The following is a 12,990-nucleotide window of genomic DNA, read 5'->3' as shown; positions in this document are numbered from 1 at the left end:
ACCCTCCCGCGCCCGCCTACCAGGCGTGCGCGGGATCGGTCATGCCATACCGGCTCGCCATCCGCGCGAGCGCAATCGAATCGCTGATCCCCAGCTTGTCGAACAAGCGCGTCTTGTGCGTGTTGATCGTCTTCGCACTCAGGTGCAGGCGCCGCGCGATGTCTTCCTGCCGCATCCCGCGCACCAGCAGCAACGCCACTTCCAGTTCGCGCGGCGACAACGCGTCGAATGGCGACGCATTGCCGTCGATCCCCGACAACGCGATCTGCTGCGCGATCCCGTTGGCCAGGTAACGCTTGCCGCGCGCCGTCTCGCGGATGGCGCGCATCAACTCCTCGGCGTCGTGCCCCTTGCCGACATACGCCGACGCACCCGCCGCAATCGCACGCCGTGGAATCGGACCATCCTGCAACGCCGACAGCACGATCACGCGTGTGCCGAATTCGCCGCGCACCACGCGCTCGGTGACTTCCAGCCCGCTGATGCCGGGCAGGTGCACGTCGCACACCAGCACGTCCGGACGCAGCCGCCGCAGCACGGGCAATGCGTCCTCGCCCGAGTCGGCCTGCCCCACCACGGCGAAGCCACCCTGCGCTGCCAGCAAACTGCACAGCGCGTCGCGCACCAGCACGTGGTCGTCGACCACGAACACGCGGATCGTCATTCCCTGACCTCCTTGCCGGCGCCCAGCCTACGTTCGCCGCGCCGCGAGCCGCTGCGAAGCGCGTCAGGTTTTGCCCTGCGGATGTTTCGCTTCGTGAAGCGGCTGTTGCCCGCTGCGCGCACGCGGCCTTGATCGTCGATGCGTTATTCGTGCGCTCCCACGCATCGATCCGGAGCCACCCGCATGCACCACGAACACGATCCGAGCGAACTCGCCGCGAAGTTCTGGAAGGCCCTCAAGTCCGACCGCACGCTGATGCTCGGCCTGGATGGCGTCGAAGACGGGCATTCGCGCCCGATGACCGCGCAGATCGAAGGCGACGCGGGCGGCCCGATCTGGTTCTTCACCGGCAAGCCCAACGCCGTGGCCGATCACCTCGAAGGCAACGGCAGCCGCAAGAATGGGCGCGCCATCGCCGCATTCACCTCGAAGGGCCACGACCTGTTCGCCAGCGTGCAGGGCACGTTGACGATCGACAACGACCGCGCCGTCATCGATCGCCTGTGGAATCCCTTCATCGCCGCGTGGTTCGAAGGCAAGGACGATCCGAAACTCGTGCTGCTGCGCTTCGATCCCGACCACGCCGAAATCTGGCTCAACGAATCCAACCTGCTCGCGGGCGTCAAGATGCTGCTCGGCATCGACCCGAAGGTGGACTACAAGGACAACAGCGCCGAGGTCGACCTGCGCAACCAGCGCGTGCAGTAACCGAACCCCGCCGCGCCGGCGACCTGCCGGCGCGACGGCGGCGAATCACGGCGCCGAGGCCGCCGTCGCCGGCGCCGTGTTGCGCGCGAAGAACGCCAGCAGCTTCGTGTAGAAATCCGCTTCGTCCGCGTCGATGTTCAAGCCGTGGCCTTCGTTGGGATATTCGATCGACTCCACCGCCAGGCCGGCCTTCTTCATCGCCTTGACCATCGCGCGCGAATGCGCCACGTCGACGCGGCCGTCCAGCCGCCCGTGCCCGATCAACACCGGCACCTTGATGGACGCGACCTGCTTCGCCGGCGAACGCGCCGCCAGGTCCGTTTCATCCTTGCCCAGCACGCGCGCCAGGTATTCCATGCCGTAGTCCGAGCGACGGATGCCGCCCCACTTGTACATCTTCGCCAGGTCCAGCGGCCCGGCGTAGCTCGCCGCGCAGCGATACAACGCCGGCTCGCGCACCGCGCCCATCAGCGCGGAATACCCGCCGTAGCTCGCGCCGTACACGCACACGCGGCCCGCATCCGCGATGCCCTGCGCGATCGCCCACTTCGTCGCATCGGTCACGTCGTCCTGCATCGCGCGGCCCCACTGCTTGTAGCCGGCGGTTTCGAACGACTTTCCGTAACCGCCCGAACCACGGAAGTTCACGCGCAGCACCGCGTAGCCCTGGCTCGCGATCAACGCGCTTTCCTGGTCGAAGGTGGCATCGTCGAACGGACCATGCGGCCCGCCGTGCACGAGCACGATCATCGGCAGGTTGCGTTCCTTGCCCGGCGGCAACGTCAGCACGCCGTGCAGCGGCATGCCGTCGCGCGCCACCAGCGACACGTCGCGGCTCGGCGGCAGCGTGTTTTCCGGCAGCCACGCACGGCTGCGCGCGATCAGCGTCGCCTTCTTCGCCGCGCGGTCGAAGAGGTAATACGTCCCGGGATCGCGGTCGCCGAAGGTTTTCACGATCGCCTTGTTGCGATCGCGCGTGGCGCTGGTGATCGCCACCACGCGGCCGGGGAACGCCGCCAGGATCTGCTTGATCGCCGCCGCATCCGGATGCGTCGAATCCCAGACCACCGCCACCGGATGCGTCGGGCGGAAATACGCGCCGATCGGCGTCACCCCGTCGAACGCGTAGATGGTGCGCGTCGCGTCGGATTCCGGATCCTGGTGCACCTGCGTGCGCGCGCCGGTCGCGAAATCGTAGCGCTCGATCGCCGAGGCGCCCGTGGCACGCTCGGCTTCCAGGTAGGCGTGCTCGCCGTCGGCAGTGATGCCCAGCGGATACACGTGCAGGCCGCTCTTTTCGCTGTCGTTGATGAGCGTCCAGCCCTCCTGGCCCGGGGTGTGCACCTGCAGGCGCGTCATCGCCTTGTCGTCTTCGGAAATCGAGAAGCGCACGTTGCCATGGCGATCGGCGAACAACTCCGATTCGCGGTCGGGCGCCACGATCACTTTCTCGCCGGTGCGCGCCAGGTGGCCGATCTCGGCCTTGCGCACTTCGTCGAAGCACTTGCCGTCCTTCCAGTCCGAGCATTCGTGGACGAGCAGGTGGTTGGGATCGCCTTCGATGGTCGCCAGGAAATTCGAGGGCAACAGGTACTTGTCCCGGCCGTCGCGCGAGACGATCCACATCGCCGGCCGCACGAACGCCACCTTGTACTTGCTGTCGGTGCGGTTGGCCGACAGCAGCACGCGGTCGTCGTCGATCCAGCGCAACTTGCCCACTTCGCCCTGCGTGCCCGGATCGAAGCGCACTTCCGCCGCCATCGTCGCCAGGTTGCGGATCGTGATCTGCGTGCTTTCGCCGATGCGCTCGGCCACGGCCACGCGCGTGCCGTCGGGCGAGACCTGGATCTGCTCGATCGATGCGCGCTTGAGGAACACCTTCCAGTCCGGCGCCTGCGCCCCCGCCTGCCCCGCCCACGCACACGCCAGCACCAGCGCGGCCATGCGTGCCCGCGCGCCCCATTCATGCATTGCCATTGGAATCCCCTGTCGAACCGATCCTTTCCCCGCGTCAGTGCACCCGAAAACCCCGGGCGGTTCAAGCAGGGGTGAGCGAAAGCGCACACCGGCACGGGCGCTTCACCCGTCGCGCCGGAGGATCGGCGGATGCCCGCCCAAGGAAGAAAGAAGGTGGTCGTCGCCGCCCTGCTCGGCAACGGCGCCATCGCGGCCACGAAGTTCGTCGCGGCGTTCATCACCGGCAGCTCGGCGATGCTCAGCGAAGGCGTGCATTCGCTGGTGGACACCTGCAACGAACTCTTGCTGCTGCACGGGATGCGGCGCGCCGCACGCCCCGCCGATCCCGCGCATCCCTTCGGCCACGGCCGCGAGATCTACTTCTGGAGTTTCATCGTCGCGCTGCTGGTGTTCGCGCTCGGCGCGGTGGCGTCCGCGGCGCAGGGCATCATGCACCTGCGTCATCCCGAGCCCATCGAACGCCCGCTCGTGAACTACCTGGTGCTCGGCGCATCGCTCGCGTTCGAAGGCGCATCGTGGTGGGTGGCGATGCGCGCGTTCCACAAGGCGAAGGGTGACGACGTCGGCTGGTTCGACGCATTCCGCGCCAGCAAGGACGCCAGCACGTTCACCGTGCTGTTCGAAGACACCGCAGCGATCCTCGGTCTGCTGATCGCCTTCGCCGGCGTGGGCGCCTCGCACCTCACCGGCGATCCGCGCTTCGATGCGATGGCCTCGCTCGGCATCGCGGTGGTGCTGGCGGCGGCCTCGTTCCTGCTCGCGCGCGAAACCAAGGCGTTGCTGCTCGGCGAGACCGCACCGCAATTGCTGAGCGATGCGTTGCTGCGCATCGCCGCCGACGATCCCGCGGTGCGGTGCGCCAACGGCGTGCTCGCGATCCAGATCGGGCCGGACTCGGTGGTGGCGGCCTTGAGCGCGGAATTCGAGGACACGCTGACCACGGACGACATCGAAGCCTGCGTGCGCCGCATCGAACGCGCGGTGCAGCGGGAACATCGCGATGTCGTCGCGCTGTTCATCAAGCCGCAGACGGCCGCGACGTGGGCCGAACGCGCGAAGCGACTGGCCGACCACGACGACGCACCGCCGCTGCTGCCCTGATGAATGCGCGTGCGCGCTGCGCGCTTCGCACGCCCTGCACTCCGCCGGCGCCAACCTCCAGCGCTTGAATCCGGGAGATCTTCGCTTGTCGCGCGACACCCCCGTCAACCTGTTCTGGACCGGCGGCTGGGATTCCACGTTCCGCCTGCTGCAGCTGCTGCTCGAACACCGCCTGCCGGTCGCGCCGGTGTACCTGATCGACGACACGCGCGCATCCACGCAGTTCGAGTTCGACACCATGGACGCGATCCGCGACGCGTTGTTCGATGCGTATCCGCGCGCGCATGCGCTGCTGCGACCGACGCAGGTCTCGCGCGTCTCCGACATCGCACCCGACGCCGAACTGGACGCCGGCTACGCGCGCCTGGCGGCCAGGTACGGCATGGGCAACCAGTACGCGTGGCTCTCGCGTTACTGCCGGCAACAGCGGTTGCGCGGCATCGAACTGAGTTGCGAATGCGCCTTGCACGGCGCGGGCGTGATGCTGCAGGCGAACATCGCGCCGATGGAAACGCCGCAGGGCTACGCCTCGTTCCACATTCCGCCCGGCGCGCCCGATCCGGATGCCTCCCTGCTCTTCGGCGCCTTCGGCCTGCCCTTGGTGCGCACCACGCGACAACAGATGGTCGCGCAGGCGCAACGCGAAGGCTGGATGCGCCTGATGGGGATGACCTGGTTCTGCCACCACCCCACGCGCGCCGGCACGCCGTGCGGCTTGTGCAACCCGTGCCTGGCCTCGATCAAGCAAGGCTTCGGCTGGCGCGTGTCGCGCCCGCGGCGCGCGCTGGGCACCGTCTATCGCATGACGCTGCTGCCGTTGCGCAACGCCGCGCGGCGCATCGTGCTGAAACACCGGGAGGCGCGGGCTTCACGCCCGATGGCGCGAACAGTGTCCTAATCCGTCCATGGCGTTCATGGCGGACCCGCGTCCGATCCTGGTGTTCCTGGCGGAGGCGCTGGGACTGGCGCTGATCGTGCTCGGATTGTTCCGCCTGCGATGGCGGTTCGGGCTCACGCCGCTGTACGTCGTGCTGGGCGTGTTCCAGCCGATCCAGGCAGTGCTGGCGTCCACCGTGTACGTCGCGCTCTGGCACGGCATGGTAGTCAGCCCGTCCACGCTGCCCTTCGGCGCCAGCCTGCTCGCGTTGTTCCTGGTGTACGTGCGCGAGGATGCGCTGGAAGCGCGCAAGCTGATCTACGGCGTGCTGTTCGCCAACCTGACGATGACTATCCTGCTCTGGGTCGTGAGCCGGCATTTGCACAGCGCGGGCACGTTGAACCTGTTGTCCGTCGACGGGGCACTCTTCAGCCAGGGCGCGCGCGTCACCGCGGTCGGCACCGTGGCGCTCGTGCTGGATGTGTTGCTGCTGGTCGTGCTGTACACCGCGGCCGGGCGCCTGCTGCCGCGCATGCCGGTGCTGCGCACCTGGATCGCGCTGACCGGCGCCCTGGTGTTCGACGCCTTCGCCTTCGTCACCGGCGCGTTCTTCGAGCGCCCCGACTACGCGGACCTGCTGGCGGCCAGCGTCACCGGCAAGGCGATCGTGGGCACGTTGTATTCGCTGCTGGCGGTGGGCTACCTGCGCTACGTCGAACACACCGCCGCGCCGACGACGCTGATGGACTATCCGTTGCGCGACGTCTTCTACTCGCTCACGTACCGCGACAAGTTCGAAGCCGAGCGCGCGCACCGCGAGTCCGAACTGCGCCAGGTCTTCGAACGCATCACCGATGCGTACATCGCCATCGATCCGGCGGGCACGGTCACGTACGCGAATGCGAAGGCGGCCGACATCATCGGCGTGCCGGCGGCCGCGCTGGTCGGGCGCACCGTGGAGCAACTGGTGCCACGCGAAGGGATCCCGCTGCGCATGGCGATCCGGAAAGCCATGGACACGCAGCGGGCGGTGGAAATCGAGGAACACTATTCGTCGCTCGGGCGCTGGTTCGAAAGCCGCGTGTTTCCGTCGGCCAACGGCGTCACGGTGTATTTCCAGGATGTCACCGATCGCGTCGCGCAACGCCAGGGCCTCGAGCGCCTCGCCACCATCGACGAACTCACCGGCCTCCCCAACCGCGCCGCCATGCGCGGCCGCATCGACCGCATGCTCGCCGAGCGCGGCGACGGTACGGGCGGCATCGCGCTGCTCAACCTGGATCGCCTGCACCAGGTCAACGACACGCTCGGCTACGGCGCGGGCGATGCGGTGCTCACGCAGGCGGCGGCGCGCTTGTCCGGCATCGCCGAGGCGCACCATTGCGTCGTGGGCCGCGTGGGCGGCGACGATTTCGCGCTCGTGTGCCCCGGCTGCAACCTCGAGGAGGTGCATCGCCTCGCTACGCTGGCCACGCAGGCGCTCGGCGAACCCTTCCAGTTCGACGGCGAACCGATCTACATGACGTGCAGCGCCGGCCTCACGCTCGCCACGCAGGACAGCGACGCGCTGCGCCTGCTGGGCGAAAGCGATCTCGCGCTCAACCTCGCCAAGCAGCAGGGCCGCAATCGCGTGGCGGCCTATTCGACCGAACAGGCGCGCGCGATCGCACACCGCGTCGCGATCACCGCGCGCATGCGCGATGCGCTCGACCACGGGCACTTCCATTTCCACCTGCAGCCGCTCGTCGCGGCCGCCACCGGCCACATCACCGGGGCCGAAGCGTTGCTGCGCTGGACGAGCCCGGACATGGGCGTGGTGTCGCCCGCCGATTTCATTTCCGTCGCCGAGGAAACCGGCTTCATCGTGCCGCTGGGCGACTGGGTGCTGCATGCGGTGCTCGCGTTGCAGGCGCAATGGATGCGCGAATTCGGTGGCGCGCGCCCGATTTCGGTGAACGTTTCGGCCGTGCAATTGCGACGCCCCACGTTCGAAGACGACATCCGCAAGGCCTTGCGCCTCGCCGGCGTCCCCGCCGAGCAACTGAAGCTGGAGATCACCGAGAGCGCGATCATGGAAGACACGCCGAACCTCGTCGCGATGCTGCGGCGCGTGCGCGATTCGGGCGTGCGCATTTCGCTCGACGACTTCGGCACCGGCTATTCGAGCCTGGCCCTGCTGCGCCACCTGCCGATCGACGAGATCAAGATCGATCGCGTGTTCGTCGCCGGCGCGATGGAGGATGCGTACGCCGCCACCTTGTGCCGCGCGATCATCACCATGAGCCGCGAATTGCGCTTCGCGGTGGTGGCCGAAGGCGTGGAGACCGCCGAACAGGCCGCGTTCCTGCGCGATGCCGGCTGCGACACGCTGCAAGGCTTCTTCTACAGCCGCGCGGTGGCCCCGCCGGACTTCCGCCAGTTCCTGCTCGCAGGCGCGCCGCTGCGATGAATGGCCGCAATCCATTGTCCGATTGCGTTGCACGAAAAGGGATTCCCGCGAACGAGACGGTGCGCCGATGATCCACCTGGCCGAAGCCACCGCGCTCGCGGTCCTGCTGTTGTTCCTGGGGATGCTGGTGTGTTCGGAAATCGGGCGCCGCATCGCGCGCGTGCGCCTGGCGCGCGATCCCGATGGTGCGAAGTCCGGGGCCGGCGCGGTGGACACTGCGGTGTTCGGCCTGCTCGGGCTGATGATCGCCTTCACCTTCTCCGGCGCAGCCTCGCGATTCGAAGCGCGCCGGCACCTCGTCTCCGACGAAGCCAACACGATCGGCACCGCGTACCTGCGCCTCGACCTGCTGCCGTCCGATGCGCAGCCCGCGTTGCGCGCGCTGTTCCGCCGTTACGTGGATGCGCGCGTGGCCACGTACCGCGATGTCGACGACATCGACCACGCGCGGGCGCGCCTGGACGCCGGCGTCGCCTTGCAGTCGGCGATCTGGACGCAATCGGTTGCCGCCTGCAGCCGCACCGGCGTGGAATCCCGCGCGTGCCTGCTGCTGTTGCCCGCGTTGAACGACATGATCGACATCACCACCACGCGCGCGACGGCCACGCAGAACCACCCGCCGGTCGTCATCTTCGTGCTGCTCGGCGCCCTGTGCCTGCTCGGCGCACTGCTGGTGGGGTACGGCACCGCCATCGGCCGCGAGCGCAGCTGGCTCCACACCACCACCTTCGCCGCCACGCTGGCGCTGAGCGTGTTCGTGATCGTGGACCTGGAATTCCCGCGCCTGGGTCTGATCCGCATCGACCAGGCCGACCAGGTGCTCATCGAACTCGGGAAGACCATGCGGTGAATTCAGCCACCTGAAAGCAGGGACCGGCGCACAGGCGTAGTCTCGTCACGCACCTTCCACGAACGTGACCGATCCCATGCGGCTCAACGTCTTCTCCTGTCGGGATGGCTTCGTCCTTTCGGCCGATTGCATGCTCGCCCCGCGCGCCGCGGAGATGGATTGCGGGCCGGTCTCGGCGCTGCTCGGGACCATCAATTGCACCGAGCTCCCCGAAGACGTCTGCGCCGACATCAACAATCAGGTCGATGCGCGCCAGTACGCCTTCGTGACCATGGAGGTCGCGGTCTCCAGCAACTTGCGTGCCCTCATCGAAGACAGCGCCCGCATCGCCTGATCCACACGTTGTCACATGGCCGTCCGTGCAACGCGGCGCGTTGTACCCGGTATGGACATCGTGCGCGCGGAGGCGTCGATGGGCTTCGAGGTGTACCAGCACCACGACCTGGCCGAATGGCGATGGCGCCTGTTCGCCGTCGACGGCCTGCTCGCGACGGGCGGTCCCTACCCCTCGCTGGACGACTGCCTGGAAGCGATCCGCCTCGTGCAGGGCACCAACACCTCCACGCCCGTGTTCGACGCGAAGACCGGATCGCTGGTCCCGCAGGGCTGATGCGTCACGCGTGATCGGCCGGTGCCTCGCGCCCCGGCCCGGTCACGCCTTGCGCGCGGGTATCGCCAGCACCAGCACGCCCATCGCCACCAGCGCGATGCCCGTCCATTCGCGCAGCGTCGGTCGCTCGCCGAGGAAGGCGTACGCGAACACCGCGACCAGCACGAGGCTGAACTTGTCGACGGGCGCGACCTGCGAAGCGTGCCCGAGTTGCAGCGCGCGGAAATAGCAAACCCACGACGCACCGGTCGCCAGCGCCGACAGCGCGAGGAACAGCAGCGTGCGCGGCGGCAGCAAGCGCGGATCGCTCCACTTGCCCGCCACGCCGACGAACGCGGCGAGCACGAACACAATCACCACCGTGCGGATGAGCGTGGCGAAATCCGAATCGACGCCCTGGATGCCGATCTTCGCGAAGATCGCGGTGAGCGCGGCGAAGCAGGCCGACAGGGCGGCCCAGAAGAACCAGGTGTAAGGCTGCGTCATGGCCGTCAGCGTCGCAGCCAGCGCGCGAGGCGCTGGTAAACGGCCTCGCTGCCGAGCAGGCCGAGATGGTGCGTGTCCGTCGACAGCCAGCGGCGCGAAGCCGGGATGCGCAGGTTGCGTGCCGGATCGTCGTGTTCGCCGAAAGCGCTGGCCACCGGGACGAGCCCGTCGGTGCGCGCGGCGATCGCGTACAGGCGCACATGCTTCGGCACCTTCGGCGCATCGCCCGGCGTGCCGTGCCGCAAATCGGTGATGCCTGCGCTGCGCACCTTCCCGAGTTTCACGAACGGCGCGCTGTACGGGCTGATCGCGATCAACTGGTCGGCCCACGCACCCGCGCGTTCGAGCGGCGCGCCGTGGTGCGGCGTGCCGAGGAACACGATGCGGACCGGACGTTGCGTCCACGCAAGCTGTTCGCGCAGCCCGGCCTCGAGCGCACGGCGCGCGACCAGGCCGCCCATGCTGTGGCAGAGCAGCACGATCTCTTCGACCGGCACGGGCCATGCATGCACGAGTTGATCCAGCAACGTCGCGAACGCGAGCCCGTTCGCCGCGACGGGGCGCCCGGTGTTGTAGTGCAGGTCGACGCGGGTGTAATCGTGTTCACGGGCAAGCGCTTCGCCATGATCGTGTCCGGCGTAACGCCACTGCAGGTCGTTCATGCACAGGCCGTGCAGCGTGACGAGCAATTTGCCGCGGGTGTTCGCGGGCAGCGCGTCGCGTTCGAGCGGCGCGCCCGCGACGCGGAACTGCATCCGGATCGCCAGCGGATTGCCGCTGGTCTCCAGGTGATCGCCGAGCACCCCGTTGATCGCCGCCACCAACGCCTCGCGTTGCGGCGACACGCCACCGCCGCCGAGCACCGGCGCGAGCGCGGCCAGCGAGCGATCCACGCCCGCACCGACGAGGCGCGTCACGCCCCGCACGCTGCGATACACGAATCCCGTCAATCCCGTCGTGGTGGCAGGCGCCGGGCGCCCGAGGATCGCGGGCAGGTGCCCGATCGCCGCATGCATCGCTTCAACGATGTCGGTCGCGCCGGTGACGCCGTCGATCGCGAGGCGGCCCACGCCGCGCAGGTCGGCTGCGAGGCGGGAGGTCGGGTCGATCGCGTGTTCGTCGGAAGGCGGCACCCGGCGAGTCTAGTGCATGGGATGTCGCCGACCGCGCAACGCTTCAGCCCACCATGTCCCGGGGCTGGCCGTAGAAGAACTGTGTCGGCGTGAGCCGGGCACAGGGATGTTCGGTCAGCTGCAACGCGATCTTCGTGCAGATCTCGGCACCCAGGCTCGTGCCTGCCACGACGCCCAGGTACAGCCCCGCGTCGCTGCCGGAATACTTCTTCGGATGTGGGACCAGGATGTAGTCCCCTCCTCGCCCGCGATAGACGTTCATCAGCCACATGGCACTTCCCCCTGCTTGCCGGATCTCCGATCGATCCGCCCTGTCATTGAAGCCAACGCCGTCGGTGGCCGTGGGCGGTCACTCGCACCACCGATACACGACCGGGCGCATGCTTCCCGCGATGGCAAGGCACCTCCTGATCGGCGTAGCGTTGGCCTGCACGAGCGGTGGCGCGCTCGCGGCGAACTTCTGTTCGGTCACGCCCACCACGATGGACTGCCGCTACACCACGCTCGCGGCCTGCGAACGCACGCTGCTCGAAACCCGCGGCCAGTGCCTCGCGAACCCGGAAGTGCTGCCCACGCCGCCGCCGCGCGACACCGACGTCACCCCGCCAGCAAAAGTCACCACCCTGCCCCCGCCGCCGGCGCCGTTCGGCACGCCGCTGGATCCGGATTCATGGCGCAAGGGCGTGGACGTCGGCAAGACGATCCTGGAAGAACAAAGCAAGCGCCCCGGGGAGCCGGGTTACCTCGTGCTCTACCAATGCCCGATGCCCGGCGGCGGCGTCGTGTTTTCCGCCGCGATGCAATCGGCGGGCTGCACGATCATCCACCTGCAGCAGTACTAGCGTTCGTCGAACAACGCCCGCACGTCGGCCGGCCAGTCCGCCGACCGCTGCGTCGCCTTGTCGACGTAGGCCACCACCATGCGGCACTTCGACGCGATCGCCCCGCGCGCATCCGTCATCGTGCAATCGATCAGCGCATCGGCGCCGACGAACGCGCGGACGAACGACGCGATGGTGACGACCTGGTCGCCGACGACGGGACGGATGAAATCGACCTCGATGCGCTTCACGAACGTCATGAAGGGCAGCCCTTCGAGCGTGCGCAGGTCCCACCCTGCCTGTTCGCGCAGCGCCTCCATGCGGTGGTCGACGTAGTACGCCGGATACATCGCGGTGCGCATGTGCCTGTACGGGTCCAGGTCGGAGAACCGGATGCGGTGCGTGGTGGTGTGGGTCGCCGGCGTCGCCATGCCGTTTTCCACGGGGGAACCGTGAAAACCCGGACGCCGGCGCGGTGCTAGATTCGGCGCCTGTGCGGCGCTGCGAGCATCGGCCATGAGCATGGATTCGATCCCCATCTGGGGGTTCTTCTTCGGCACGATCCTGGTCGTGATGGCCTCGGCTGAAGCCGGCGTGCGCCTGGGCCTGTGGTCATTGCAACGCGCCGACCACGAGAAGGAATCCTCGGCCTCCGGCGTGTCGGGCGCGATCCTCGGGCTCACCGCCTTCATGCTGGCCTTCACCTTCGGGATCGTTGCGCAGCGCTTCGATGCCCGCAAGGAACTCGTGCGCGACGACGCGAGCGCGATCCGCGGCGCCTACCTGCGCGCCGATTTCCTGCCGGAGCCCGAACGCACCGAAGCGCGCCGCCTCACCGCCCGCTACCTCGATGTGCGCCTGTCGTTCGTGCAGGGCGCCAGCATGGACCCGGCACACCTGCGCGATGCGCGCGCGGAAACCCAACGAATCCAGCGCCGCCTGTGGGAACTCGCCCGCGCCAACGCCGCGCGCGACATGAACTCCGACATCGGCGCGTTGTACGTCGAAGCCCTCAACACGCTGTACGACGTCGACGCGCAGCGCATGGCGATCGGCCTGCAGGCGCGCGTGCCGTTCGGCGTGTGGGCCCTGCTGCTCGCGCTGATGGTGCTCGGCATGGTGAGCATCGGCTACTTCACCGGCATCGCGGGATCGCGACGCTCCAAGGCCATGCCGATCCTGGCGATCGCGTTCGCCGCGGTGGTGCTGGTGATCGCGAAACTGGATCGACCGAGCGAAGCCACGGTGACGCAGCAGCCGTTGATCGACCTGCAGACGTTCATCCGCGGGAGTGCGCGCTGAGCGCGCGGCTCA

At 68.3% G+C, this 12,990-nt stretch carries 15 protein-coding genes; 9 read left to right on the top strand and 6 right to left on the bottom strand.

Annotation, left to right across the window (positions count from 1 at the left end; genetic code table 11):
- Positions 1-16: 16 nt before the first annotated feature.
- On the bottom strand, positions 17-664 hold the full coding sequence (locus tag LYSHEL_RS14040; RefSeq protein WP_213434674.1) for a response regulator: 648 nt from the start codon (positions 662-664) through the stop codon (positions 17-19).
- Positions 665-847: 183 nt separating this feature from the next.
- Here LYSHEL_RS14040 and LYSHEL_RS14035 point away from each other — a divergent pair, with 183 nt between their 5' ends.
- Entirely contained in the window at positions 848-1,372 is a 525-nt protein-coding gene (locus LYSHEL_RS14035) for a pyridoxamine 5'-phosphate oxidase family protein (RefSeq protein ID WP_213434673.1), read from the top strand.
- Between the two features lie 45 nt (positions 1,373-1,417).
- Here the strand turns inward: LYSHEL_RS14035 and LYSHEL_RS14030 are convergent, their stop codons facing one another.
- Complete coding sequence (locus LYSHEL_RS14030) at positions 1,418-3,349, bottom strand: alpha/beta hydrolase family protein (RefSeq protein ID WP_213434672.1); 1,932 nt, start codon at positions 3,347-3,349, stop codon at positions 1,418-1,420.
- Positions 3,350-3,478: 129 nt separating this feature from the next.
- Here LYSHEL_RS14030 and LYSHEL_RS14025 point away from each other — a divergent pair, with 129 nt between their 5' ends.
- The 6 genes from LYSHEL_RS14025 to LYSHEL_RS14000 all read left to right on the top strand — a co-directional run bounded on the left by LYSHEL_RS14025 (position 3,479) and on the right by LYSHEL_RS14000 (position 9,236).
- Positions 3,479-4,450, top strand: a complete 972-nt coding sequence (locus LYSHEL_RS14025) for a cation diffusion facilitator family transporter (protein WP_213434671.1) — start codon at positions 3,479-3,481, stop codon at positions 4,448-4,450.
- Between the two features lie 85 nt (positions 4,451-4,535).
- The gene (locus LYSHEL_RS14020; protein WP_213434670.1) at positions 4,536-5,348 is read left to right on the top strand and encodes a hypothetical protein; all 813 of its coding nucleotides are present in this window, start codon (positions 4,536-4,538) and stop codon (positions 5,346-5,348) included.
- Positions 5,349-5,355: 7 nt separating this feature from the next.
- A complete protein-coding gene (locus tag LYSHEL_RS14015; RefSeq protein WP_213434669.1) occupies positions 5,356-7,776 on the top strand; it encodes a putative bifunctional diguanylate cyclase/phosphodiesterase in 2,421 nt (806 codons plus the stop codon).
- A 67-nt stretch (positions 7,777-7,843) separates the two neighbouring features.
- A complete protein-coding gene (locus LYSHEL_RS14010; protein WP_213434668.1) occupies positions 7,844-8,626 on the top strand; it encodes a bestrophin-like domain in 783 nt (260 codons plus the stop codon).
- A 64-nt stretch (positions 8,627-8,690) separates the two neighbouring features.
- Positions 8,691-8,960: a hypothetical protein gene (locus LYSHEL_RS14005; RefSeq protein ID WP_213498456.1), complete on the top strand. Its 270-nt coding sequence runs from the start codon at positions 8,691-8,693 to the stop codon at positions 8,958-8,960.
- A 15-nt stretch (positions 8,961-8,975) separates the two neighbouring features.
- The gene (locus LYSHEL_RS14000; RefSeq protein WP_213434666.1) at positions 8,976-9,236 is read left to right on the top strand and encodes a YegP family protein; all 261 of its coding nucleotides are present in this window, start codon (positions 8,976-8,978) and stop codon (positions 9,234-9,236) included.
- Positions 9,237-9,278: 42 nt separating this feature from the next.
- Here LYSHEL_RS14000 and LYSHEL_RS13995 read toward each other — a convergent pair whose 3' ends face one another.
- Genes LYSHEL_RS13995 through LYSHEL_RS13985 form a run of 3 tightly spaced genes read right to left on the bottom strand, consistent with a single transcriptional unit; the run spans position 9,279 to position 11,126 of the window.
- The gene (locus LYSHEL_RS13995) at positions 9,279-9,722 is read right to left on the bottom strand and encodes an EamA family transporter (protein WP_213434665.1); all 444 of its coding nucleotides are present in this window, start codon (positions 9,720-9,722) and stop codon (positions 9,279-9,281) included.
- A 5-nt stretch (positions 9,723-9,727) separates the two neighbouring features.
- Positions 9,728-10,855: an alpha/beta hydrolase gene (locus LYSHEL_RS13990; RefSeq protein WP_213434664.1), complete on the bottom strand. Its 1,128-nt coding sequence runs from the start codon at positions 10,853-10,855 to the stop codon at positions 9,728-9,730.
- Positions 10,856-10,898: 43 nt separating this feature from the next.
- Positions 10,899-11,126: a hypothetical protein gene (locus LYSHEL_RS13985; protein WP_213434663.1), complete on the bottom strand. Its 228-nt coding sequence runs from the start codon at positions 11,124-11,126 to the stop codon at positions 10,899-10,901.
- A gap of 121 nt (positions 11,127-11,247) precedes the next feature.
- On the opposite strand from LYSHEL_RS13985, the gene LYSHEL_RS13980 reads away from it, so the two are divergent.
- The gene (locus tag LYSHEL_RS13980; protein WP_213434662.1) at positions 11,248-11,697 is read left to right on the top strand and encodes a hypothetical protein; all 450 of its coding nucleotides are present in this window, start codon (positions 11,248-11,250) and stop codon (positions 11,695-11,697) included.
- Here the strand turns inward: LYSHEL_RS13980 and LYSHEL_RS13975 are convergent.
- Positions 11,694-12,107, bottom strand: a complete 414-nt coding sequence (locus LYSHEL_RS13975; RefSeq protein ID WP_213434661.1) for an acyl-CoA thioesterase — start codon at positions 12,105-12,107, stop codon at positions 11,694-11,696. The genes LYSHEL_RS13980 and LYSHEL_RS13975 overlap by 4 nt on opposite strands.
- 85 nt (positions 12,108-12,192) lie before the next feature.
- Here LYSHEL_RS13975 and LYSHEL_RS13970 point away from each other — a divergent pair, with 85 nt between their 5' ends.
- On the top strand, positions 12,193-12,978 hold the full coding sequence (locus LYSHEL_RS13970; RefSeq protein WP_213434660.1) for a bestrophin-like domain: 786 nt from the start codon (positions 12,193-12,195) through the stop codon (positions 12,976-12,978).
- Positions 12,979-12,990 lie beyond the last annotated feature (12 nt).

It is taken from the genome of Lysobacter helvus, assembly GCF_018406645.1.
GTDB classification, from domain to species: Bacteria; Pseudomonadota; Gammaproteobacteria; order Xanthomonadales; family Xanthomonadaceae; genus Noviluteimonas; species Noviluteimonas caseinilytica.
The sequence above is the reverse complement of the archived record's forward strand: the minus strand, read 5'-3'. Positions and strand labels throughout refer to the sequence as shown.